We start from the raw sequence: 21,020 nt of genomic DNA, 5'->3' as shown, positions 1-21,020 counted from the left end.
CGTTAACGTGGCACTATTGGCTCCTATAGGCATCCAAATTGTCCACCTACTGATCACCGATCTAATATGGATTGCTCTAGTGTTATATTCGATGCAGGTTTTGATTCGCCCTCTGTCGTTGGAGCGCGCGGCGAACCAGATAATCTAAAATGGGATTGACCCCTGCCCCTAAAAGCCGCGCAAGTAGGTAAATGACTTTAGTCTCAAAACCGGGCAGAATCAAGTAAGCGTTTCGCCGAATCCCCCGTAAAATCTCCCGTGCCACAACATCTGGAGAAAGTACACCAGCGTTGCCAGCCAGCGCGCGGGTTACCTCTGGTTTGAATTGATTCTCATAGGCTAACTGGGGAGTATCCGTATCGGGAGGAAAAACCAAAGAGACTTGAATTCCATAGGGTTTCAATTCCATTCGTAGGGCATCGCTAAATCCGCGCACGGCAAATTTAGCTGCCCCGTAGGCCGTGTAGCCATAGATGTTTAGAAAACCAGCCACTGAAGAGATATTGACAATATGACCGCTGCCACGTTTCAGCATGGCCGGCACCACAGCCTTCGTCACGTACACCGTGCCTAGGTAGTTGACGGCTATCATTTGGTCGAAAATCTCGAGCGGTAATTCTTCAAAGCGACCGGGATGAGCCATGCCCGCCGAATTGATTAGCAAATCTGGGACCCCTTGACGTTCCATGAGCGTTGTTAGCAAAGCCGTAACCTGAGGAGCGTTAGCAACATCAGCGCTCCAAATGGTGAGCTCCGCTTCGGGATAGACTTTGAGGAGCTCTTCACGGGCCTGCTCAAGTTTTTCCAGATTACGCGCGAGCAGAGCAATGCGCGCTCCCTCGGTGAGAAGCTGGCGGGCCAGCGCTAGACCAATCCCGCTGGAGCCTCCAGTGATCAGGGCTAAGCAATTCTTAAATGTGTTCATCGTCAGTTAGCGCTGACCACATGAAGCGCATGAACTACTTCCGCAGGAGGCACAACCCGCTTGAGGGGTGACAGAGCGGCCCTCACTGGTGGCAAAGAACACCGAGACAGTACGATAGGTGTTGGAACTCAGGCAGACTTTGCATAAAATGGGTTGATCCGCCTCACGCATTGGGCGCATGCTCTCAAAACGTGCGCCACAATCTCTGCAGATATACTCGTAAATGGGCATAGATTTAGAATTCTCCTCTTGCCGATTAGGATGATGTGGGCGTAGGGATTTTATCCGCAGCCCGATGCTTCGTCAATATTGTCCCGGGGACGGATCCCGGCTCAGGTAGCGCAGGAAATAGGCCACAATTCCGAAGGCTACCGCCACATTGAGTGAGCGTTTGTAACCACGCATGGGAATCCACACCAGGGTATCGCATAAACGTTGAAGGTCGGGATCTACCCCGGCAATTTCGTTGCCCACCGCGATGACCATGGGGCGGGCAGCAGAGAATTTTTCCAGGTCAAAGAGTGAGCGGGCGTTACTCGTAGTCTCTACACCCAATAGAAAATAACCTTCATGTTTTAGGGTCTGGGCCAATCTAACGCTATTGGGAGTATAAGTCCAGGGCAGGGTTTCTTCGGCACCAAGAGCGGTTTTCTTCACTCCCGGATGTGTGGGTAGGGGGGTGATCCCACCTAAATATAGGGGATAAATCCCGCAGGCATCGGCGGTGCGAAAAATAGAGCCAACGTTGTAAGCGCTACGTAGATTATCCAATATTGCTGCAATAGGGGGACTCTCGTGAGGTAGAGGAGGCGGTGTGGTAAATGGAGCGGTCTCTACAATAACAGGTCGAACGGGAGAGCCGCAGCGGGGACAGTGAGCATCTTCACCTCCGGGCTTCCGCTCGACAGGAAACCGAAAAGCACAAGCAGGCGAGAGGCACTCGACGTAAATGAGCATAGCTCAAGAAGAAGGTTCTATGAGCAAGCGAGTTCGAAGGATCCGCACGGCAAACGGGTCGAGCCCCAAGGCAGCTATCACCTCTTCGGGGCGACCGCTGGCACCTTCGCGTGCTGCCAAGCGCATCTGAAGCGCCAGCAGATTGCCAGGATGATCGGTTAATAGGGCTAGTGATTCAATCAAGGGGCGCAGGTCGTAAGTTTTGCCTCGGCGTTCGCGGGTAAGGGAAGGAGTATTTAGTAAACGGGCAATGCGTTCAGTTAGATCGCTGGGATCGGCAGGATCGAGTAGCCAGACTGTATAATCGGCGGCAACGACTTGCTTGGCCAGTGAAGGGGCCTCCAGAGGGATGCTCTCCACATGATTTATCTCGATCCCCGGTTGGGGGGTGATGAGCAGGCGTTTTTGAACTTCAGCAGACAAGAGTTCTGCCGCTGATTCAAGCCATACATCCACTAATTCATGGGCTCCCAAATAACCCAAAGGAAGCGGATGGGCCTGTTGGAGACGTGGCTGAGGGCTGAAGCCGTGACTATAGGCTAGGGGCAAGCCTGCCCGCCGCAAGTAACGTTCCCATACTTTTTGCAGATCCAGGCTGCTTACATAGCGCAAAGGCTGAGTCTTAGCGTAGTCAATGCGGAAGCGTTGTAGCACAGGTGCTTAATGACCTCGTATGGTTAAATCAAGTGCGAGCATGGACGGTAACCTCAGGGCATTTCCAATGTTGCCCTGGGTAGCGGCGGCGCAATTCCTTATAAGTGGGCAGGATTCCGCAGGCATAGCATTGCTGACGGCAATCGGGGCGCAGTATCCCCTGTAGGCTGTTCAGGTATTCCTGTTTAAGATAGGCTTTGCGCACTCCTGGGTTAATGTGATCCCATGGAAAGATCTCTTCAAGATCGCGCTGGCGATGGGTGTAGAAGGCGGGGTCCAGATTGGCCATCTGGAATGCTATCATCCACTTTTCATAGTCAAAATAGTCATGCCAGGCGTCAAATTTCGCGCCCAACTTCCAGGCGTAATAAATCACCTCGGCCATACGGCGGTCACCTCGCGAGAGCCAAGCCTCCAAGAGAGTCTCTTGCGGGTCGGTCCAGTTGATTTTGATCCCCGAGCCCCTGAGCGCCTCTAGAAGGGCCCGTTGTTTGATTTGAATCAGTTCTGGCGTATCGCAGGGCAACCATTGAAAAGGCGTGTGGGGTTTGGGAACAAAGGTGCTGACGCCTAGGTGCAGGGAAGCGCGATGCCCAACCATGCGGCGTCCTTCAGCAAGCACTTGCCGACTGACCTCGGCGATTGCCCTCACGTCATCAAGCGTTTCGGTGGGATGCCCGATCATAAAGTAGAGTTTGATTTTTGTCCAGCCATGTTGGTAGATGGCACGGGCGGTTTCTAGAAGTTGGTGAGTTTCAATGGGTTTGTTGATAACTGCTCGCATCCGATCCGTAGCGGCTTCAGGAGCCAACGTGAAGCTACGACTCTGCCGTTTGCCTTTCAGGCGGTCCATCAATTCTACCGAGACGGTTTCAATGCGCAGTGAGGGCAGTGAGACAACCAAATGTTGCTGGGTGGCTTCCTGACTAACGCGCTCAACCAGGTGGGTGATCTGGCTATAATCAGAGGATGAAAGTGAGAGCAAGGCCACTTCTTCATAGCCAGTGTTCTGAAGGGCCTGCCGAATCGAGTTTAAGATCTCCTCAACACTGCGCTCGCGTACCGGACGCGTGACCATGCCAGCATGGCAAAAGCGGCAGCCACGTGTGCAACCGCGCATGATCTCGATGGCAATACGGTTATGCACGACATCAATGGCGGGGACAATGGGACGCGTAGGCGGTGCAGGCAGACGCCCTACGATTCGCTTGTGGACAATCGCGGGGGCTGTTTCCGTTGTGGGCTGAATGGACTGAAGGGTGCCATCTGCATGGTAATGGGGAACGTAGAATCTGGGAATATAGACTCCAGGGATACCTAGCAATGAGAGGAGCAGATCTTCGCGGTTACCTGAACGGAATTTCCATGCTTTATAAGTATCCAGGAGCTCGTGGATAACTTCTTCACCTTCTCCGATGACAAAGGCATCTATAAAGGGAGCCATCGGTTCTGGATTGAAGGTGGCGTGTCCTCCTGCGATGATCAGCGGATGGTCTGCCCGGCGTTCGGCAGACAGGAGGGGAATACCAGCAAGGTCAAGTAAGTTGAGTACGTTGGTATATAGCGTCTCGTAGGGTAGCGTGATCCCAATAATGTCGAATTGTCCCAAGGGATGTTTGGTTTCCAACCCGTAGATGGGGATTCCCGCCGCGCGCATGAGGTCTTCCATGTCCGTCCACGGGAGGTAAGCACGCTCGGCCAGAGCGTCTGGGCGTTGATTAATGGCCTCATAAAGGATCGTCAAGGCCAGATTGGGCACCCCAATCTCATAGATATCCGGGAATACCAACGCCACCTTGATCGGGATGGATGACCAGTCCTTGACAACTTGGTTGAGTTCACCGCCTACATAGCGCCCAGGCTTCTGTACTCGCATTAGGTTGCGTTCCAGCCACGTCTCAATTTCCTGGGGGTGCGTCACTCGAATATCCATTTCTAAATACCTCTAATATGTTGTCTATAAAGGGAGGAGGGCAGAAATTTAGAAGAGTCCCTTGTACATTCCGCCGTCAACTTGCAGCATAACACCGGTCACGTAAGAAGCCGCAGGAGAGACCAAAAATGTGGCCACCCGGGCAAATTCTTCGGGTTTTCCCATTCGCCCGAGCGGGCTCTCGCGTGCTTGTTTTTGGATCTCTTCCTCGATGGTGGTGCCGTTCATCTCAGCCCGATTGCGCATCAGTTCGATCACCCGTTCGGTTTCCGTCCAACCCGGCAGAATTGAATTGAATCGGATGCCTTTGTGCCCCAGTTCAAGCGCAAGAGACTTGGTTAGCCCTATAGTAGCAGCGCGAATGCTATTAGACAGGATGAGGTTGGGAATGGGTTGCTTGACGGCATAAGAGGTCACGGTCAACACAGCCGGAGTGGGGGATTTCTCTAGGTAAGGCAAGGCAGCGCGAATGAGCCGAACCTGGCTCATTAATGAGAGTTCAATGGCGGTATACCACTTCTCATCATCCAAAATTGCGAATGGTCCTGGTGGGGGGCCACCCGCATTGGCAATGACGATATCTAGCTGGCCAAAAGCAGTCACAACATCTTCGACCAGTCGTTGGGTCGTCTCCGGGTGGGTAACGTCTCCCGGCAACGCCAGGACGGGATGCCCCGTCTCCTGCTGAATGGAAACGGCAGCTTGATGTAGTCTCTCAGGGTTGCGGCCATTAATCGCCACACGCGCCCCCTCCTGCGAGAGTGCCCTGGCGGTGGCAAAGCCCAAACCACGACTGGCTCCGGTCACTAAAGCCACTTTGTCGCGTAGTCCAAGTTCCATGAAACGACCTCCGTGGTGGAATGAACTTCAAAGACATTCGATTCGATGATCGAGAATATCCATATCTGGCCAGTTAGCGGCGGTAAAGTGGACGACTTTTTGTAAAACCGCCTGGGCATGGGCCGAGTCATTGCTGACCAAGGCACAAGTAATGATAGCTTCTTGCCAGGCATCCTGAAAGTCTACTTCTGCCGCCGAAATGTTGAATTCGCGGTGCAAACGATGCAACAGCGGTTTGAGACGACTGCGTTTTTCTTTTAGTGACAGGCAAGTGGGCAGGTGCAGATGCATGGTGAGAACCCCGATCATAGCACAATCCCTCGCCTTGATTTGTCATAACTCTAATGCATCTCTGGGCTAACGTCAATGTCTTGGTTGGTTACGTTGCAGACAAGTGTTTGTTGGGGGACTGAAGTCTTGCTTTGTAACTGCCTCTCCGTTACAATCTGCCTGCGTTATTAAGATTGTGATTCGAGATGAATGCATGAGTCCATTAACCTATCAGCAAGCGTTAGATTATTTGTACAGTTTCGTGGATTACAGCCTAACGCGTCAGTTGCGTTATTCGCCTGAGAAATTCGATCTGGGGCGGATGAAGGCGTTTCTCGACTTGCTAGGCAATCCACACTTACAATATCCCACGGTGCATGTGGCTGGGACGAAGGGTAAGGGTTCTACTGCTGCGATGATTGCCAGTATTTTGCAGGCCGCTGGTTATCGGGTGGGATTTTATAGTTCTCCCCATTTGGAAGACTTTGTCGAGCGAATACAGATCAATCAAAACCCCATATCTCATGAGGTGCTGGCCGCACTGGTAGACGAAGTGCGCCCTGCTGTGGCGCGCATTGAACGTCTGACGACTTTTGAGATCACCACCGCGGTGGCCTTTTTGGCCTTTCTCCAGGCGGGGGTAGATGTGGCCGTGGTAGAAGTGGGGCTGGGGGGACGGTTGGATGCCACTAACCTGGTTCAGCCCGAAGTTTCGGTCATTACCTCAATTTCATACGATCACACGAAGGTACTGGGAGAAACCTTGAGCCAAATTGCGCGCGAAAAGGCCGGCATCATTAAACCCAGCACCCCCGTAGTTGTGGCGCCCCAACGTCCGGAGGCTTTAGCGGTCATTCGTGAAGTGGCCAAGCAGCAGGGCGCGCCCTGGGTCCAAGTAGGAGACGATTTTCGTTATCGGGCGGTTTCTCATTCTCTGGACGGGCAGACGTTTTGGTTGTGGAAGGCAGCCGATCAACCTAAAGTGGATCAGTGGCTTGAGGGCGGATCAGGGGTCTGGCAACCTCTCCAATTTGAGACCCCGCTTTTGGGTGTTCACCAGGTGGACAACGCTGCAACGGCTTTTGCGGTTGTGGAAGTCCTACGCACACGCGGCTGGGAGATTTCGTTGGAAGCCATTGCCCAGGGCTTTCGGCAGGTGAAGTGGCCAGGACGTTTTGAGATCCTGCAACGCGAGCCCTATCTGGTGGTAGATTCGGCCCACAACCAAGATTCGGCCCTTAAGTTGAGGTTGGCCTTGGAAGACTATTTCCCTGGCAGGAAAGTGTGGCTCATTTTCGGGGCTTCTGAAGATAAAGATATTGAGGGAATGCTGCGCGAACTGCTGCCCAAAGCGCAGATGGTGATTGCAACACGATCCTTTCATCCCAGAGCGATCGAACCCGAGGCCTTGGTCGAACTCGTACATCGCCTAGGGTACCCAGCTCGTGTAGTGGTCCCCATAGAGGAGGCCTTGGCTTACGCGATGAACCGGGTAAGAGAGAATTCCTTAGTGCTGGCTACGGGTAGCCTCTTTATTGCGGCGGCCATTCGACAAACCTGGCGAGAGCGCTTTCGGGTATAATAAAATGCTTGAAAATTTCTTAACAAAATTTTACCGATGAAAAGCAGATGAAGAAAAACAACTGGTTTCAGGACGACGAAGACGAGGAGTTCAGCACGATTTTGCATCAACGGACTGAGGAACTCTATCAGATTCCGGATGCCAAACCGGATCGGAAGGGTTTGATCGAGTGCAATGTGCTCATTCTGCGGGATATTGTGATCTTCCCGCGCATGGTCTCACCGATTTTCATTGCCCCGGGCCCGAATTTACTGGCTGTGCAGGAGGCGCAATATAACTATGAGACCATGATTGCGCTGGTCTTGAGAGATATCGAAAAAGAAACCTTTGAACTCGAGGATTTGCTCCCCATTGGTGTTGAGGTGGCGGTAGGGCGTTTGTTGACCATGCCAGATGGTAACTCCTCAGCGCTGGTACAAGGGCGGCGACGGGTTGAGGTCGTGGAATTTGTGCAAGAAGCACCTTATTTGCGGGTTAAGGCACGCCCGCTTGAGGAGGCCGTGGAGGTTGATCGGCAAATTGAAGCGTTAATGCGCACCACGCGGGATCTGTTTGAGAAATGTGTGCAATTAGATCGCAGCCTTCCTGAAGAAGCCCATCTCTTCTCTTTGAATATTCATGAGCCGGGCTGGTTGGCCGATATGGTGGCTACGGCGATCTCGTTGCCGTTTCCCGAACGGCGCACGCTGCTGGTGCAAACCGATCCCATTGAGCGGCTCAAGCGGGTCAATTGGCTCTTGGCACAGGAACTGGATGTATTACAGTTAGAGGATGAGATTCAAACGCGGGTGCAAAGCGAGGTAGATCGCACTCAGCGCGAATTTTACCTGCGCGAGCAGATGAAAGCGATCCAGACCGAACTGGGGGAGGGGGATGTTTTCACCCGCGAGATTAATGAGTTGCGCGAGCGGGTTGAAAAGAAAGCTATGCCCGAAGAGGTCAAATCACAGGCGCTGAAAGAAGTGGAGCGCCTTGCTCAGATGCCTCCCATGTCCCCGGAAGTGAGCATTATCCGCACCTACCTGGATTGGTTGCTGGAGTTGCCCTGGGTTGAGGAAACTGAGGATAATCTCGATGTCAATCATGTGGCGGAAGTCCTGGAGAAAAATCACTATGGTCTGGGCAAAGCCAAGGACCGTATCTTGGAATACATTGCGGTGCGCAGTCTAAAGCCCAAGCGGTTGCGTCAGCCTATTTTGTGCTTTGTGGGGGCACCTGGGACTGGAAAGACCTCGTTAGGGCGTTCAATTGCTGAGGCCTTGGGACGCAAGTTTGTTCGTGTCTCTTTAGGGGGAGTGCGCGATGAAGCGGAGATTCGAGGGCATCGTCGCACTTACATTGGCGCTCTACCTGGACGTATTATCCAGACCATGCGACGCGCTGGTACCATCAACCCACTATTCATGCTGGATGAGATTGATAAGTTGGGTGCTGACTTCCGGGGTGATCCGTCGGCCGCCTTGCTGGAGGTGTTGGATCCGGAGCAAAACTTTGCCTTCTCAGATCACTATCTGGAAGTGCCATATGATCTCTCCAAGGTGATGTTTATCACCACCGCCAATACTCTGGTCACCATTCCACCGGCCCTTCTGGATCGTATGGAGATCATCGAGTTCCCAGGGTACATTGAAGAGGAGAAGGTGGAAATTGCTCGGCGTTTCCTCATTCCCCGTCAACTGGATGAAAGTGGCTTGGAGGCGAATGAAATTATCTTTCAGGAGAAAGCCCTACGCAAGATCATTCGCGAATACACCTATGAGGCGGGGGTGCGCAATTTGGAGCGCGAGATAGGGCAAATTTGTCGCAAAATTGCCCGTCTCAAATCCCAAAAGCGAGCCTATCCTCACCGGATCACTCCCAATCTGGTTGAAACCTATTTGGGCCCGCCCCAGGTTTTGATGACCGAAGCGGAAAAAGAGGATGAGATTGGTGTGGCTACCGCGATAGCCTGGACGGAAAATGGCGGTGAGATCATGCCGGTGGAAGTGTTGATCCTGGAAGGTAAGGGCAATCTTCAGATAACGGGGCAGGTAGGGGAAATCATGCAGGAATCAGCCCAGGCTGCGCTTTCATATGCAAAATCACGCGCGCGAGATTTTAACCTGGACCCTGAGATCTTTGAACGATTAGATGTTCACATTCATATTCCGGAAGGGGCGGTGCCAAAAGATGGTCCAAGCGCTGGTGTCACCATTGCCACGGCGTTGATCTCTGCATTTACCGACCGTGGTGTTGCTAAAGAGATTGGGATGACGGGCGAGATCACCTTGCGCGGGCGCATTTTACCGGTTGGTGGAGTCCGCGAGAAACTCCTTGCGGCTCATCGAGCCGGCTTGAAGAAAGTCCTGTTGCCAGAACGCAACTTAAAGGATCTGGTGGATATTCCTAAAAAGGTGCGCTCGGACTTAGAAATTATCCCGGTTTCGCATATGGATCAGGTGATTGAGATTGCCTTGCGTCCTCCTGAGAAGAGCCATGCGCGGCGTAGGTCAGTAGTCAGGCTGGTCTCCCAGGCACTGGCGCGTGAGAAACGGCGCGAACGGGACGAGGAGCGCTCTGGGGCAGAGGGCGGAGAAGCCTGAAGTTGTTACTGGGTCGGCGGTGCGGTGGGGGGTGTGGGATAACGGTCGCTCTGCAGGGTGCGAATGCCGTTACGCACCTGATTAAGTAATCGTTCGAGTTCGTTTTCAAGGCGAGTGAGTGTTTCTAGCACGTATTCGTCCGCTTCACGCCGGGTCATATCAGCTTCCAGGCGAGCCTGATGAATGATCTGTTCGGCGCGTGCCTGCGCAGCCTGGGTGATGGCATCGCGCTCGACCATTTGCTCTGCCTTTTCCCGTGCCAGTTGGACGATTCGATTGGCTTCTTCCTGGGCCTGGGCAAGGATGCGGTCGCGCTGCGCCAGCAACTGCTGCGCCTTACGGATTTCCTCTGGGATGGTAGCGCGCATCTGATCGATAATATCAATCAGACGATCCTCATCTACCAGAACACTGTGGGTGAACCAGACTTGTCGGCTTTGGTTGAAAAGTTCTTCAAGGCGATCTACTAGATGCAAGATGTCCATGTCCTCCTCCTTACCCTTTGCCCTACCCTGATGCAATTTTCAGACCAGTTTGTTCCATCCCCCGCGATCAATCGCGCAGCGAATCAAGGCTCACCGGGTAATTACCCATCTGAGGTGCATGGGCACTGAACTTGCTGCGCAGGGCTTCTGCTACGTGCAATGGCACCATAGTGGAGACATCCCCGCCTAGTGAAGCGATTTCACGAACGGTTGAGGATGAGAGAAAGGAGTGCTCTTCACTGGTGATAAGTGCGACAACCTCAATCTCGCGATCCAACCGGTGGTTAGCTAACGCCATGCGAAACTCATGCTCGAAATCTGAGAATACGCGCAGTCCACGCACAATGACTTGGGCATTCACCTGTCGACAGAACTTGACCGTTAAGCCGCTATAGCCGGTCACGCGGATTTTGCGTTCGTCTGCAAAGGCTTGACGCACCAGGTTAATACGCTCTTCTGGACTAAACAGCGCATTTTTCAGGGGGCGGTCATATACGGCTACAATCACCTCATCAAAAAGGCGGGCTGCACGGCGGGCAATATCAATGTGCCCGAAGTGAATGGGATCAAAGGTGCCGGGGAACACAGCACGTACCATGATTTTCTCCTTTCAACTGATATCTCCCCGGCCTCCCTGCCAGAAGTGCTCAAGGTTTAGCCGCAATGGCTGATGTTCTGGATGGGATAAATCCGGATCATTCTCAAATAGGTTTTGGGCGAGGCGCCGAGCCTTTTCAATAAGATGAACATTGGCAAGACTGGCCATGCGCAATTCGGAGTAACCCGCCTGACGCGTGCCTAGAAATTCACCCGGCCCGCGTTGTTGTAAGTCGCGCTCGGCCAATACAAAACCGTCATTGGTCTCAACCATGGCTAACAGGCGTTCATTTTCAATGTCGTCGTTAGTTTCGGGGATAAGCAGGCAGTAGGACTGCGCATTGCCTCGTCCAACCCGCCCGCGGAACTGATGGAGTTGGGCTAGCCCAAATCGGTTAGCGCCCTCAATTAGCATGACTGTAGCGTTGGGCACATCTACGCCCACCTCAACCACCGAGGTTGAAACCAAGATGTGGAACTCGCCGTTGCGAAAGGCCCGCATGATACGGTCTTTTTCGGTGGGTGGTAGGCGCCCGTGCAAAAGCCCCAGTTTGAGGTCGGGGAAAACTTCCCGTTGCAATCGCTCGTATTCCTCAACAGCTGAGCGGGTTTCATCATTTGGCCCCTTTTCGATCAGGGGGTAGATAATAAAGGCTTGGTGGCCTTTTTCAATCTGTGAACGAATCAGAGAATACGCCCGTTCGCGTTCGAGAGGGGATAAGAGGTAGGTTTCTACTGGCTGGCGCCCACGTGGCATTTCATCCATGACGGATAGGTCTAGATCCCCATAGATGGTAAGAGCCAGTGAGCGTGGAATGGGGGTGGCGGTCATTACCAGCAGGTGTGGGTTACGGCCCTTAAGACGTAGCGCGGCGCGTTGTTCTACCCCAAAGCGGTGTTGTTCGTCAATGATGACCAGCTGGAGATTAGCAAATGTGACCGGATCCTCAATTAGCGCATGGGTTCCAACCACAAGTTGGATAGAGCCATCTGCTAAACCGGCTCGGATTTCTTCTTTTTCGGCATCGGGCGTATCCCCTACCAACAAGCGAATGGACTCAGGGGGAAGCAAGCGGGTGCCTCGCTCTGAATCCGCAAGTAATTTCATAAGGTTACGATAGTGCTGTTCAGCCAGGATGCTGGTGGGAGCCATAAAAGCAGCCTGTGCGCCTGCATGGGTCACGATGGCTATTGCAAGCGCGGCTACAATAGTTTTCCCAGAGCCCACATCCCCTTGAAGGAGGCGATTCATTGGGCGACCCGCGCGGAGGTCCTGACGAATTTCCTCTAAGACGCGGCGCTGTGCGTTGGTGAGTTCGAACGGAAGGTTTGCAATAATTTCTTCTATCCAGGCATCTGGAACTTCGAAAATATCCGCGGTGTTGGCTTGCCAGGCGCGCTTTTGTTGGAGAACGCCTAATTGCAACAGGAACAATTCATCAAAAGCTAAGCGCTCCTGGGCGGCTTTTAGATCCTCGTGACTTTCAGGAAAGTGTACATTGAGCAGCGCACGAGATAGAGGAACCAGTTCGCCTGCCTGGCGTACCCATTCGGGGAGATAGTCCTGGATGCGAGGTGCCCAGAAGGAAACCGTCCGGTACATGATGCGGCGTAGCATTTTCTGAGAGACTTTGGCCGTTAGGGGGTACACCGGCACAATCCGATTGGTGTGCAAGTGTTCCTGCTCTAGAGGCTCCCACTCGGGGCTGTTCATGACCAGCCGCCCGAGGTACATATCCACTTTTCCCGCAAGTACGATCTGCATACCAGGTGTGATGGTTTTGGCCAGCCATGGCTGGTTAAACCAGTTGACCCGCAGGGCTGCGGTACCATCACTGATGATGACCTCGGTCAGGTTGAGGCGTCCACCGCGAGTATCGCGGTTGTTGACGCTTTGCACTGTTCCAATGACGGTTACTTCTTCCCTATAGCGCAAGCGGTTGATGGGTTTGAGACGGCTATAATCGTCATATCGGCGAGGAAAGTAATAGAGCAGGTCTTCGAGAGTCTCTAACCCAAGTTGGCGTAGAATCTGAGCATAACGCGGACCGATCCCGGGAAGGACGGTGAGGGGGGCCTTAAGGCCGTGGGCCGGCAAAGTATCGGTGAGAACTGTATAAGGGTTAGGTGCAGACCGTCGAGAACCTCGTTTGCGTCCTCCATTAGTGGTTGGAGACGGGGCGTAACCGATCGTTTGGGCTGGATGGACTGATTTTTCTGTGATTTCCGTAGACTCAAGCGCATTAATTTTTTCGAGGAGATGCCTCAGAGAGTCGGCACGCATTTCAGGAGATAGAGCCGCGTAACTTTCTAAGCAGCGAGTGACTTCCTGGATAAGGGACTCTGGAACGCCGTTTTCATGCGCTTCTTGTTGCCACAGAGGGATTATCTTATCCAAGCCACCCAGAACTGCCCGGTTGTCATAGCCGCGTTCGGCTTCCAATTTGATGACCTTTTGGAGTTTCTGCAATGCGGGTAGCATGATTTTATTTTACCCTAAACTCGGGGATCGAAGGCTTCAATGGCAATCAGGCAGACAAAACGAGGACCAAACAGGACACTCATTGGTGGATTGGCTTTGTGTTCGGTGAATGTTGTGCTGGGAAATGACTCACTGATATACTGACGCAGCAGGTACGTTTCACTAAGGGGGGGACTGGCCGTCTGAATCAGGGCCACGTGGGATAACTCTTCGAATTCGCTCAGGAACTCAATAAAAAATTCTGCCGCATGTCGATAGTTGCGCACTTTTTCCACGGGGACCAGATGGTCCTCTTCTAGTGAGAACACTTGCAAAAGATTGAGCATTTCTCCCACAATGGCCTGGGGATGGGTAAGTAACCCATTATGGGATAGATAGGAGAGGCTGGGTGTGCAAATCAGCGTATATATTTTGGGAACATTACGCCGTACAATGGCTTCGATTTGATCGAACAACAATCCACGGACGATGTGCTGGGCGGTTGCCTGAACCAGTAAGCCCAATCCTGCAGAGATAGTCTGGGCGTTGATCACAGCGATTTGCGATGTGCCGTGCAAGATCTCGGCCGCTTGAAGGGCGTTTTCATAGGTAGGACTCAGCCGGGCTGAATGGGTGATGACTAGTAACCTAGAGAAACGCTGGTGGAGGAGGATGTAGCGCTGGTAAAAATCTTCTACCGATGGAGGGATTAACCTAGGGGCCTTGTTGGCTTCCCAGCCAATCAGGGAAGGGGGCAGATCAAGGGTTTTGTTGTTGCGAGACTCTCCGAGGTGATTACCCCGGAAGGCAAGGGTAAAGTCAATCAGGGTGATGTGTTCTTGCCCTGAGAACTTAGGATAGGGAAAATGAGCTGTGGTGTCGGTGAGGATCCCAATGGATGTCATAGAGCCGGGCTTACTCGATGGACAGGATCAGTTGATAATGGGGTTGTCCCCCCTCGTGGATTTCGATTTCGTGGCGTGGATAAAGCTCGCGGATCTTATCCGCTATTTTATTGACCTCGGCTTTGGCGATATTTTGACCATAGAAAATGGTAATACGCTCTCGCTCACGAGCATCGGCTTTTTCCAAGAGGGTTTGGCAGGCTTCCAAAATGCTGGGAGAAGCCCCTACGAGATCGCCATTTAACAGGGCAATGACTTCTCCTTGGGAGACTTTAACACCGTTGATTTCAACCGACCGGGTGGCTGTTGTGATTTCGCCGGTAATCACATCATGAATGGCTTCCTCCATCTCCCTCACTACGGTCTCAAAATCGCCATCGGGGTCATAGCGCAGCAAAGCGCTCAGTCCTTGAGGCACTGACTTAGACGGGACCACAGCTACCTTTTTGACGGTCATACTGGCAGCGTTCCGGGCAGCCAGGATAATGTTTTTGTTATTAGGAAGGATGATGATTTTGTCGGTGGGTAAATTCTCGAAAGCCTTGAGAATCTCTTCGGTGCTAGGATTCATGGTTTGCCCCCCTTCTACAATGGCTGCAACTCCCAGGCTAGCAAAAATGCGGCTCAGTCCCAGTCCGGGAGATACGGCTACTACCGCAATCTGTCCGGGTTCGATCTTAGCCAGGTTGAGGCGGGTAGCGCCAGCCTGTTCCTGCCTGCGCTCCTCGATTTGGGCGATTAGGTTTTCAATTGAGACTTTGGTGATCGTGCCGAGTCCCATGACGTAATCAATGGGACGATAGCGATTCTCGGTAGGAACATGGATGTGCATCCGGTACATCCCATCGCCCTCGCCCACTTGGATAGAAGTTCCCATTTCCGCGAGGTCAGAATAAAACTTTTCCAGATCAATGGGTGCACTAGGTCGAAAATCAACCACCACTTCGTAATCTTGTCCAGGTTCGATTTCTTCCATGGTCTCTTCCATTCTCATTGAGGCGAGGGGTTGAACCACCGTGGTGAGGGGCGTCTCTAGAGATTGGCCTCTGACAAATCGGAGCATCCCCTCCAGAATTAAGTACAGGCCTTTTCCTCCCGCATCGACAACCCCTGCCTGTTTGAGGATCGGTAGCAGTTCAGGGGTCTTTTGCACTGAGCGGTCGGCAGCCTCAACCAGAGCCTCGAGCATTTCCACTTTTAGTTCCTTTCCAGTGAAGCCCTCGGCGGCTTGTGCAATGTCTTTAGCCACCGTCAGGATAGTCCCCTCGACCGGGCGAACTACCCCTTTATAAGCCGTATTGCGTGCTTCGGCTAGGGCTTTGACCAGAAGGGGGGCGTCCATAACCTCCAAGTTATCCAGTGCGCGCGCGAATCCGCGCCACAGTTGCGAGAGAATGACCCCGGAATTGCCGCGGGCGCCGAGGAGAGCGCCTTGGGCAATAGCGTGGGCAATCTTTCCAATATTGCGATCTCCCATCCCCGCAATTTCGTTGTAGGCTGCTTGAAGGGTCAAGACCATGTTCGTCCCAGTGTCCCCATCAGGGACGGGGAAAACATTTAAGGCATTTACCGATTGTTGATTATTGCGCAACCAGGTTAATCCTGCTTCGAGCAGGGCTTTCAGCCCTTGACCATCTAGAACAGGGGAATTCAATAATTGACGTCCATCTGGAACAGTTGAAAACTGAATTTGGTTACCCATGTGTTTACAACCTTACCTCTAGCCTGAGATTGGGATTCAGTCGGTATTGCTAACGCGCAAGCCGCGGATGTGCACATTTACTTCCTTAACGGGTAAACCTGTGCTTTTTTCAATCTGGTAACGCACATTATCGGCTACACTGGAGGCAACCGTTTGGATGCGGGTGCCATATTCCACGATGATGTAGAGGTCTATCACCACCGAATCATCTGAGAAGCGGACATCTACCCCATGCATAGGTTCTTTGACCAGTGCCTGGACAATTCCTTCGGCAATGTTCTTGGGCGCCAGACCGACAACCCCGTAGGATTCCAGTGCAGCGTGGTAGGCTATAGTTGCAATTGCCTTGGGTGAAAGATAGATGTTCCCATATGGATTAGCCGACTGTTTCATCTTTGCCCACCCTTCCTTTTTGTCTTTATCAATTTAACAGGGGAGGTTGAAAATAGATGCGGAATGTGATAGAATTCGCTTTTGCTGATACCATCTGGACGCGGAAAGGACTGTGAACCATGGCGAAGTGTGAGCACTGCGGTAAGACGACCACCTTTGGACACCGGCGCTCTTTTTCCATGCGCGCAACGAATCGGGCGTTTAAGCCCAATCTTCAGCGGGTGACCCTTTTTATTAATGGCCGCAAGGTGCGCAAAACTCTGTGCGCTAAATGCATCAAAACCCTTGCGAAAACTCAGTAAATCGTCCAAATTTTCTTCTCTCTCGAATAAAAATTGCGGCGCGAGCCGCATTTTTATTTTATTATAATCGCCTCACGGAGTGATTTTACTCCCTCTTGGATACCGCGGGGATGCTTAAAAATGGCGGTAGCCGCTACAAAGACACGCGCCCCTGCTGCATAAGCCAAGGGAAGGGTTTGGGAATTAATGCCCCCATCTACCTGTATCAGGGCTTGACTGCGGTGTTGCTCAAGCAATGTTTTTATTTCTGAGATTTTGCCCAGAGTTTCGGGTAAGAAGGTTTGGCCTGAGTAGCCAGGATTAACCGTCATCACCAGGATAAAATCCACTGCCGGGATAAGCGCGCTAATTGCACAGGCAGGAGTACCGGGATTGAGGACAATCCCAGCCTTAGCGCCAAGGGAGCGAATAGTTTGCAGAGTGCGATGAATGTTTGGGTTGCCCTCTACATGGACGCTTACATAGTTCGCGCCGGCATGAATGAAGGCGTCTATATAGCGCTCGGGTTTTTCGATCATCAAATGCACATCCAAAGGCAAAGAGGAGATCCGGCGACAGGTCTCAACGATCAAGGGACCCATGGTGATATTGGGAACAAAATGCCCATCCATGACATCAACGTGGAGCCAATCCACACCGGCAGCTTCTGCCTGGTTAATTTCATCGGCTAAACGCGCAAAATCAGCAGAGAGAATTGAGGCGGAGAGAATGATCTCGTTCATGGCGTTAGCGCGGTGGGTTGAAGGTCAGCCAAATCCATAGCCAGAAGGGGATTAACCCGCCTACGGCAAGAACGGCTAGAAGCCCGAGCAGAATGGTGATCCAATCCACTTCCAGAGCATCTTCGGAGTCTGGGGTAACGGGTAGGGGCTCAATGGGCGGCGGGGGGGATGAGGGGATCGTCCATGGTTGGGGGTAGGAAGGGGTTTGTGTGACCTCATTGTTGAGGGTCTGGGCCTTCTGTAGCCAATCCTCCAAAACCAGCGCCAATTGTTGCGCCGTTCGGTAGCGCCTGGCCGGCTCTTTTTCCAAAAGTTTCAGCACAATGGACTCAAGCGAAACTGGAATGCTAGGGTTGAGCGTGCGTGGAGGACGTGGAGGCTCTTCGCGGTGCAAGTGGGCTAATTCGACCGGATCACTAGCGTAAAAAGGCGGCTGCCCGGTCAGCATCTCGTAAAGAACAACCCCCAGGGAATAGACATCGGAAGCAGGTGAGGGAGGGCGTCCCGCAGCCTGTTCTGGGGAGAAATAGAGAGGTGAGCCCCACACCACATCAGAGTTTTCGTCTGGTTGGATGGAGGCCATGGCGCGGGCAATCCCAAAATCCGTAACTTTCAGGGTTTGATCGGGGGTTACCAGCATGTTGTGGGGTTTGACATCGCAATGGATGAGACCCATGCGATGAGCGTAACCGATTCCTCGCGCAGCCTGGATCAGCAATCTAACGGCTTCCTCAACAGGGAGAGTCCCACGTTCTTTGAGAATGCTCTTTAGGTCAGTGCCTGGTATATATTCCATAACTAAGTAGAGGGAGGCTGTATCTTCGTCATATCCGAAATCGTACACCGTGACGATATTGGGATGGGAAAGATTGGCTGCAGCGCGGGCTTCGTGTTGGAAGCGCTCGCGGAAACCGGGCTCACGCGAGAAGGGTTCGCGCAGCACCTTAATAGCCACACGGCGGTCAAGCGTCAAATCGTGCGCCAAGTACACTAACGCCATTCCACCGCTGCCAATAACCCGTAGAAGGCGGTAGCGCCCCCCCAATGTAGGCAACCTATCAGTGTCGGCACTCATTTCATTCATTCAGCGCCGATTATATCATACCTGTGATAGACGGAATTTTGACCTACGCATTGGGTCATAACGTGGTAAATTATAGAGGATTTTGGGATTCTCTGGTTTGGCCAAACGAAGTCGTGGATGAAAACCACTAGTACCCGTTTACACTTACTTATCTTTGACAGACTCATCGCGCTTGCAGATACTATCTTGATCACAGCCGGGGTGTTTATGGAGGGAGAGTCGGAACTGGTTTGAAGGCGTGGTATTAATCCGGGTCGGAATTTTTCCTGTTGCCGATGGGTGCGTAGGAGATTCGTTATGCAGGCAGGTAAAACACCGTTGGGAATCTTGATCGCCATTGGGATTGGTCTGGGAGCGTTAGGCTTTATTACTCTAGTTGCCGCTTTTATCTTTCTGCGTCCGGGCGTTTCTGCTGCTGAAGAGGTTACCGCGGTTTACACTCTGATCCCAGCACCGACCTTTACCGGATTGCCAGGCGTGCTGCAAGCGTCAACTTCCACCCCTACTACTGATCCCCTTCTCAATCCTACGGGTATTCGGGTGGGGGGGTATGTACAAGTTTTTGGCACCGGGGGTGAGGGACTGCGCTTGCGGGCTAAACCGGGCACAAGTTCGCCGGTTATGTTTTTGGCGATGGAAGAAGAGGTTTTCCAGGTACTGGATGGCCCGATCCCGGCGGATAATTACGTTTGGTGGTTTCTTCAGGCGCCCTACGACAAAAATCGAAATGGGTGGGCAGCCGCAGATTTCTTGAAGATTGTGGAGTTGACTCCACAGCCTTGATCTTAGGTTGGAGGTAGATTCATGACACCATATTATCCGATTTCCATCACTGCCAATAAGAGTGAACGCACACTTACCATTGTTTGGAATGATGGGCATGTGAGCATTTATTCCTTTGGTCTATTGCGAGCCGCTTGTCCTTGTGCTGTTTGTCGAGGTGGGCATGAGCACATGAGCCACATGCCCGATCCTGAGGTTTTTGACCTAGAGCTTCCTGAATCTCCGGCCACGCGCCTCAAAGCGATTGAGGCGGTTGGTAACTACGCCATCACAATTGAGTGGGAAGATGGGCACCACTTCGGTAATTATCATTGGGAGTACTTGCGGGCGCTTTGTCCGTGCCCCCAATGCCGGGCAAGTGTTGTCGGGTGAGGCCTTTAGCTCAAACCGCTTAGATGCAATATAACTAAATTTGATAAAGGTTGGGGCAAAGATGCACCCGGATCCCCTGGGCGAAATTTTTACGAATCCCCTCCTGAATCAAGTCGCTATACTCCTCAAGGAGCAGGGACCGACGGTCGGCTTCTAGGGCATGGAGATCTTCTTCTAGTGAAGTGGGCAGGCTTTTGAAGAAATCTATTTTTTGGTGTACGTTATCCATTCCGGCGATTAGCTTGGCGATTATTGCCAAATAGTCGTTTATATCCAAGTGAGCCTATCAGTAAGCCAACGGCTCCAAAGACTATAGCAGCCTGTATCACCGTTTTGGGTTCCATTCCGGGCATAACTACGTTGCCATCGCCATATTCCTTGAAGAGACGTCCCCACTTGGTTTGTAGGGCGGCCTGTACGCGTCTGCGCCCAACAAAAGGATACCAGTAAACGTTGTGATAGAAGTTGCTGGCAAAATAGCTCCAGGGCACTAGCGGACTTTGTAAAAGGATTTTTTCAAATGGCTTAAGCGGCCCGTGGTAAATCATCTTTTGGCCGCGTGAAGCAAACGTGTCTTCCTGGACAAAATTCCAGGGAGGCTCCCGGTTGATATCGTAGCCAATAATCTCGATTTGGCGTGGGTCACCTATCCCTAAATCGAGTTCATGGGCAATACGGATGAAGGGAATACGTAACGGATCGAACCCTTGTAATCGAGCCGAAACGGCATCAATGGCCACTTGATCAGCAGAGGCAAGCAAAATGTCTTTTTCATGCCAGCGCATTGCACGTGGACCAGGGCCATCGCCGGCAAAGGTACCATCCATGACGGCAAAAATTCCTGGGTGGATTTCTTGCTGAATGATCAGGAGATCTACCAGCGTTTCGTGAATGACACTGTGCGTCCAATGGCGGTTACGGTGGAGGAGCCCCCCAAATGCGTTCTTCATTGCGCCAGTAATGGTAGTAAAAACATGGGTCTTAACGGTTGGAAGATGTACTATGTTCTTCCCAATTAGGTCCTTGGGAATATATACGCCCTCGGGATAGACTTTATCAAGGACTAAAAATGGACGTGTACGTGGTTGGTAGGGAGTCCATTCAAATTGATCTTGATAGAGATAAAAGCAAGGCACCTGGTATTTGTCAGTCACGTAGCGGTGCTTATTGTTGTGCTCGCCTGCGCGGGTATCTACCACAACGGTATCATTGTGAATGCCTACCAGATCGTGGTATCCCATCTTGCGTAACGCCAGGATCACCCCTTCCAGTTGCCAAGGGGTTGTTGAGCAGGCTGGATACCACGTTTGCCAGGAGATGTTGATTTTTAATCCCGTGGGGACTCCGTGAGGAAGAGCTTGTTCTACGCCTGCCATCCGCATCAGGCGTTCAATGTCTTCCAAAACTGTTGTGGGGCTTGTTTTTAGCACAGCCACGCGGCCTTTGCCAGGAAACTGACTCATATGACGAT

General features: G+C 52.3%; 22 protein-coding genes. 5 read left to right on the top strand and 17 right to left on the bottom strand.

The window, feature by feature from the left end; translation table 11 throughout:
* Positions 1-82: 82 nt before the first annotated feature.
* From Q0721_RS04925 to Q0721_RS04900, 7 genes are all read right to left on the bottom strand, one after another.
* Entirely contained in the window at positions 83-925 is an 843-nt protein-coding gene (locus tag Q0721_RS04925; protein ID WP_299026232.1) for an SDR family oxidoreductase, read from the bottom strand.
* A 6-nt stretch (positions 926-931) separates the two neighbouring features.
* On the bottom strand, positions 932-1,156 hold the full coding sequence (locus tag Q0721_RS12365; RefSeq protein ID WP_366519174.1) for a zinc ribbon domain-containing protein: 225 nt from the start codon (positions 1,154-1,156) through the stop codon (positions 932-934).
* 72 nt (positions 1,157-1,228) lie between these two features.
* Positions 1,229-1,696, bottom strand: a complete 468-nt coding sequence (locus Q0721_RS04920) for a TrmH family RNA methyltransferase (protein ID WP_299026230.1) — start codon at positions 1,694-1,696, stop codon at positions 1,229-1,231.
* 189 nt (positions 1,697-1,885) lie between these two features.
* Complete coding sequence (locus Q0721_RS04915; protein ID WP_299026227.1) at positions 1,886-2,536, bottom strand: TIGR03936 family radical SAM-associated protein; 651 nt, start codon at positions 2,534-2,536, stop codon at positions 1,886-1,888.
* Between the two features lie 28 nt (positions 2,537-2,564).
* Positions 2,565-4,469, bottom strand: a complete 1,905-nt coding sequence (locus tag Q0721_RS04910) for a TIGR03960 family B12-binding radical SAM protein (RefSeq protein WP_299026224.1) — start codon at positions 4,467-4,469, stop codon at positions 2,565-2,567.
* Positions 4,470-4,517: 48 nt separating this feature from the next.
* The gene (locus Q0721_RS04905; protein ID WP_299026221.1) at positions 4,518-5,309 is read right to left on the bottom strand and encodes an SDR family oxidoreductase; all 792 of its coding nucleotides are present in this window, start codon (positions 5,307-5,309) and stop codon (positions 4,518-4,520) included.
* Positions 5,310-5,336: 27 nt separating this feature from the next.
* Positions 5,337-5,618 carry a DUF503 domain-containing protein gene (locus Q0721_RS04900; protein WP_299026218.1) on the bottom strand — a complete coding sequence of 94 codons (282 nt, stop codon included), beginning with the start codon at positions 5,616-5,618 and terminating at the stop codon, positions 5,337-5,339.
* A gap of 175 nt (positions 5,619-5,793) precedes the next feature.
* On the opposite strand from Q0721_RS04900, the gene Q0721_RS04895 reads away from it, so the two are divergent.
* Together Q0721_RS04895 and lon are read left to right on the top strand one after the other, a co-directional pair.
* On the top strand, positions 5,794-7,161 hold the full coding sequence (locus Q0721_RS04895; protein ID WP_299026215.1) for a folylpolyglutamate synthase/dihydrofolate synthase family protein: 1,368 nt from the start codon (positions 5,794-5,796) through the stop codon (positions 7,159-7,161).
* A gap of 47 nt (positions 7,162-7,208) precedes the next feature.
* Entirely contained in the window at positions 7,209-9,743 is a 2,535-nt protein-coding gene (lon, locus tag Q0721_RS04890) for an endopeptidase La (RefSeq protein ID WP_299026212.1), read from the top strand.
* 5 nt (positions 9,744-9,748) lie between these two features.
* On the opposite strand, the gene Q0721_RS04885 is transcribed toward lon, so the two are convergent.
* The 6 genes from Q0721_RS04885 to Q0721_RS04860 form a co-directional block, all read right to left on the bottom strand.
* Positions 9,749-10,228 (bottom strand): ATP synthase F0 subunit B, encoded by a 480-nt coding sequence (locus Q0721_RS04885; protein ID WP_299026209.1) that lies wholly within the window; start codon positions 10,226-10,228, stop codon positions 9,749-9,751.
* Positions 10,229-10,295: 67 nt separating this feature from the next.
* Positions 10,296-10,826, bottom strand: a complete 531-nt coding sequence (gene coaD / locus Q0721_RS04880; RefSeq protein ID WP_299026204.1) for a pantetheine-phosphate adenylyltransferase — start codon at positions 10,824-10,826, stop codon at positions 10,296-10,298.
* A gap of 12 nt (positions 10,827-10,838) precedes the next feature.
* Entirely contained in the window at positions 10,839-13,307 is a 2,469-nt protein-coding gene (gene recG, locus Q0721_RS04875) for an ATP-dependent DNA helicase RecG (protein ID WP_299026201.1), read from the bottom strand.
* A gap of 14 nt (positions 13,308-13,321) precedes the next feature.
* A complete protein-coding gene (locus Q0721_RS04870) occupies positions 13,322-14,191 on the bottom strand; it encodes a DegV family protein (RefSeq protein WP_299026198.1) in 870 nt (289 codons plus the stop codon).
* Between the two features lie 10 nt (positions 14,192-14,201).
* Complete coding sequence (locus Q0721_RS04865; protein WP_299026195.1) at positions 14,202-15,893, bottom strand: DAK2 domain-containing protein; 1,692 nt, start codon at positions 15,891-15,893, stop codon at positions 14,202-14,204.
* A gap of 36 nt (positions 15,894-15,929) precedes the next feature.
* Complete coding sequence (locus tag Q0721_RS04860) at positions 15,930-16,286, bottom strand: Asp23/Gls24 family envelope stress response protein (protein WP_299026192.1); 357 nt, start codon at positions 16,284-16,286, stop codon at positions 15,930-15,932.
* A gap of 119 nt (positions 16,287-16,405) precedes the next feature.
* Between Q0721_RS04860 and rpmB the strand changes: the two genes are divergently transcribed.
* Positions 16,406-16,588 carry a 50S ribosomal protein L28 gene (gene rpmB, locus Q0721_RS04855; RefSeq protein ID WP_366519173.1) on the top strand — a complete coding sequence of 61 codons (183 nt, stop codon included), beginning with the start codon at positions 16,406-16,408 and terminating at the stop codon, positions 16,586-16,588.
* Between the two features lie 53 nt (positions 16,589-16,641).
* Here the strand turns inward: rpmB and rpe are convergent, their stop codons facing one another.
* A complete protein-coding gene (rpe, locus tag Q0721_RS04850; protein WP_299026189.1) occupies positions 16,642-17,310 on the bottom strand; it encodes a ribulose-phosphate 3-epimerase in 669 nt (222 codons plus the stop codon).
* 4 nt (positions 17,311-17,314) lie between these two features.
* The gene (locus tag Q0721_RS04845) at positions 17,315-18,385 is read right to left on the bottom strand and encodes a protein kinase (protein WP_299026186.1); all 1,071 of its coding nucleotides are present in this window, start codon (positions 18,383-18,385) and stop codon (positions 17,315-17,317) included.
* A 306-nt stretch (positions 18,386-18,691) separates the two neighbouring features.
* Between Q0721_RS04845 and Q0721_RS04840 the strand changes: the two genes are divergently transcribed.
* Positions 18,692-19,177 (top strand): SH3 domain-containing protein, encoded by a 486-nt coding sequence (locus Q0721_RS04840; RefSeq protein WP_299026183.1) that lies wholly within the window; start codon positions 18,692-18,694, stop codon positions 19,175-19,177.
* A gap of 21 nt (positions 19,178-19,198) precedes the next feature.
* Positions 19,199-19,549, top strand: a complete 351-nt coding sequence (locus Q0721_RS04835) for a DUF971 domain-containing protein (protein WP_299026180.1) — start codon at positions 19,199-19,201, stop codon at positions 19,547-19,549.
* 34 nt (positions 19,550-19,583) lie between these two features.
* Here Q0721_RS04835 and Q0721_RS04830 read toward each other — a convergent pair whose 3' ends face one another.
* Together Q0721_RS04830 and Q0721_RS04825 are read right to left on the bottom strand one after the other, a co-directional pair.
* A complete protein-coding gene (locus Q0721_RS04830) occupies positions 19,584-19,778 on the bottom strand; it encodes a hypothetical protein (protein ID WP_299026175.1) in 195 nt (64 codons plus the stop codon).
* Positions 19,771-21,012, bottom strand: coding sequence for a DUF362 domain-containing protein (locus Q0721_RS04825; RefSeq protein WP_299026172.1), 1,242 nt, complete (start codon positions 21,010-21,012; stop codon positions 19,771-19,773). Before Q0721_RS04825 ends, Q0721_RS04830 begins: the two co-directional genes overlap by 8 nt.
* Positions 21,013-21,020: the final 8 nt, after the last annotated feature.

This window comes from uncultured Thermanaerothrix sp. (assembly GCF_938028735.1).
Lineage (GTDB): Bacteria > Chloroflexota > Anaerolineae > Anaerolineales > Anaerolineaceae > Thermanaerothrix.
This window is presented reverse-complemented; position numbering and strand designations above follow the sequence as displayed.

Excerpts from the sequence above, each read along its gene's own strand:
- Q0721_RS04925 (WP_299026232.1), bottom strand. The coding sequence starts at position 925 with ATGAACACATTTAAGAATTGCTTAGCCCTGATCACTGGAGGCTCCAGC.
- Q0721_RS12365 (WP_366519174.1), bottom strand. The coding sequence starts at position 1,156 with ATGCCCATTTACGAGTATATCTGCAGAGATTGTGGCGCACGTTTTGAG.
- Q0721_RS04910 (WP_299026224.1), bottom strand. The coding sequence starts at position 4,469 with ATGGATATTCGAGTGACGCACCCCCAGGAAATTGAGACGTGGCTGGAA.
- Q0721_RS04905 (WP_299026221.1), bottom strand. The coding sequence starts at position 5,309 with ATGGAACTTGGACTACGCGACAAAGTGGCTTTAGTGACCGGAGCCAGT.
- Q0721_RS04900 (WP_299026218.1), bottom strand. The coding sequence starts at position 5,618 with ATGATCGGGGTTCTCACCATGCATCTGCACCTGCCCACTTGCCTGTCA.
- Q0721_RS04895 (WP_299026215.1), top strand. The coding sequence starts at position 5,794 with ATGAGTCCATTAACCTATCAGCAAGCGTTAGATTATTTGTACAGTTTC.
- lon (WP_299026212.1), top strand. The coding sequence starts at position 7,209 with ATGAAGAAAAACAACTGGTTTCAGGACGACGAAGACGAGGAGTTCAGC.
- Q0721_RS04885 (WP_299026209.1), bottom strand. The coding sequence starts at position 10,228 with ATGGACATCTTGCATCTAGTAGATCGCCTTGAAGAACTTTTCAACCAA.
- coaD (WP_299026204.1), bottom strand. The coding sequence starts at position 10,826 with ATGGTACGTGCTGTGTTCCCCGGCACCTTTGATCCCATTCACTTCGGG.
- recG (WP_299026201.1), bottom strand. The coding sequence starts at position 13,307 with ATGCTACCCGCATTGCAGAAACTCCAAAAGGTCATCAAATTGGAAGCC.
- Q0721_RS04870 (WP_299026198.1), bottom strand. The coding sequence starts at position 14,191 with ATGACATCCATTGGGATCCTCACCGACACCACAGCTCATTTTCCCTAT.
- Q0721_RS04865 (WP_299026195.1), bottom strand. The coding sequence starts at position 15,893 with ATGGGTAACCAAATTCAGTTTTCAACTGTTCCAGATGGACGTCAATTA.
- Q0721_RS04860 (WP_299026192.1), bottom strand. The coding sequence starts at position 16,286 with ATGAAACAGTCGGCTAATCCATATGGGAACATCTATCTTTCACCCAAG.
- rpmB (WP_366519173.1), top strand. The coding sequence starts at position 16,406 with ATGGCGAAGTGTGAGCACTGCGGTAAGACGACCACCTTTGGACACCGG.
- rpe (WP_299026189.1), bottom strand. The coding sequence starts at position 17,310 with ATGAACGAGATCATTCTCTCCGCCTCAATTCTCTCTGCTGATTTTGCG.
- Q0721_RS04845 (WP_299026186.1), bottom strand. The coding sequence starts at position 18,385 with ATGAGTGCCGACACTGATAGGTTGCCTACATTGGGGGGGCGCTACCGC.
- Q0721_RS04840 (WP_299026183.1), top strand. The coding sequence starts at position 18,692 with ATGCAGGCAGGTAAAACACCGTTGGGAATCTTGATCGCCATTGGGATT.
- Q0721_RS04835 (WP_299026180.1), top strand. The coding sequence starts at position 19,199 with ATGACACCATATTATCCGATTTCCATCACTGCCAATAAGAGTGAACGC.
- Q0721_RS04830 (WP_299026175.1), bottom strand. The coding sequence starts at position 19,778 with ATGGATAACGTACACCAAAAAATAGATTTCTTCAAAAGCCTGCCCACT.
- Q0721_RS04825 (WP_299026172.1), bottom strand. The coding sequence starts at position 21,012 with ATGAGTCAGTTTCCTGGCAAAGGCCGCGTGGCTGTGCTAAAAACAAGC.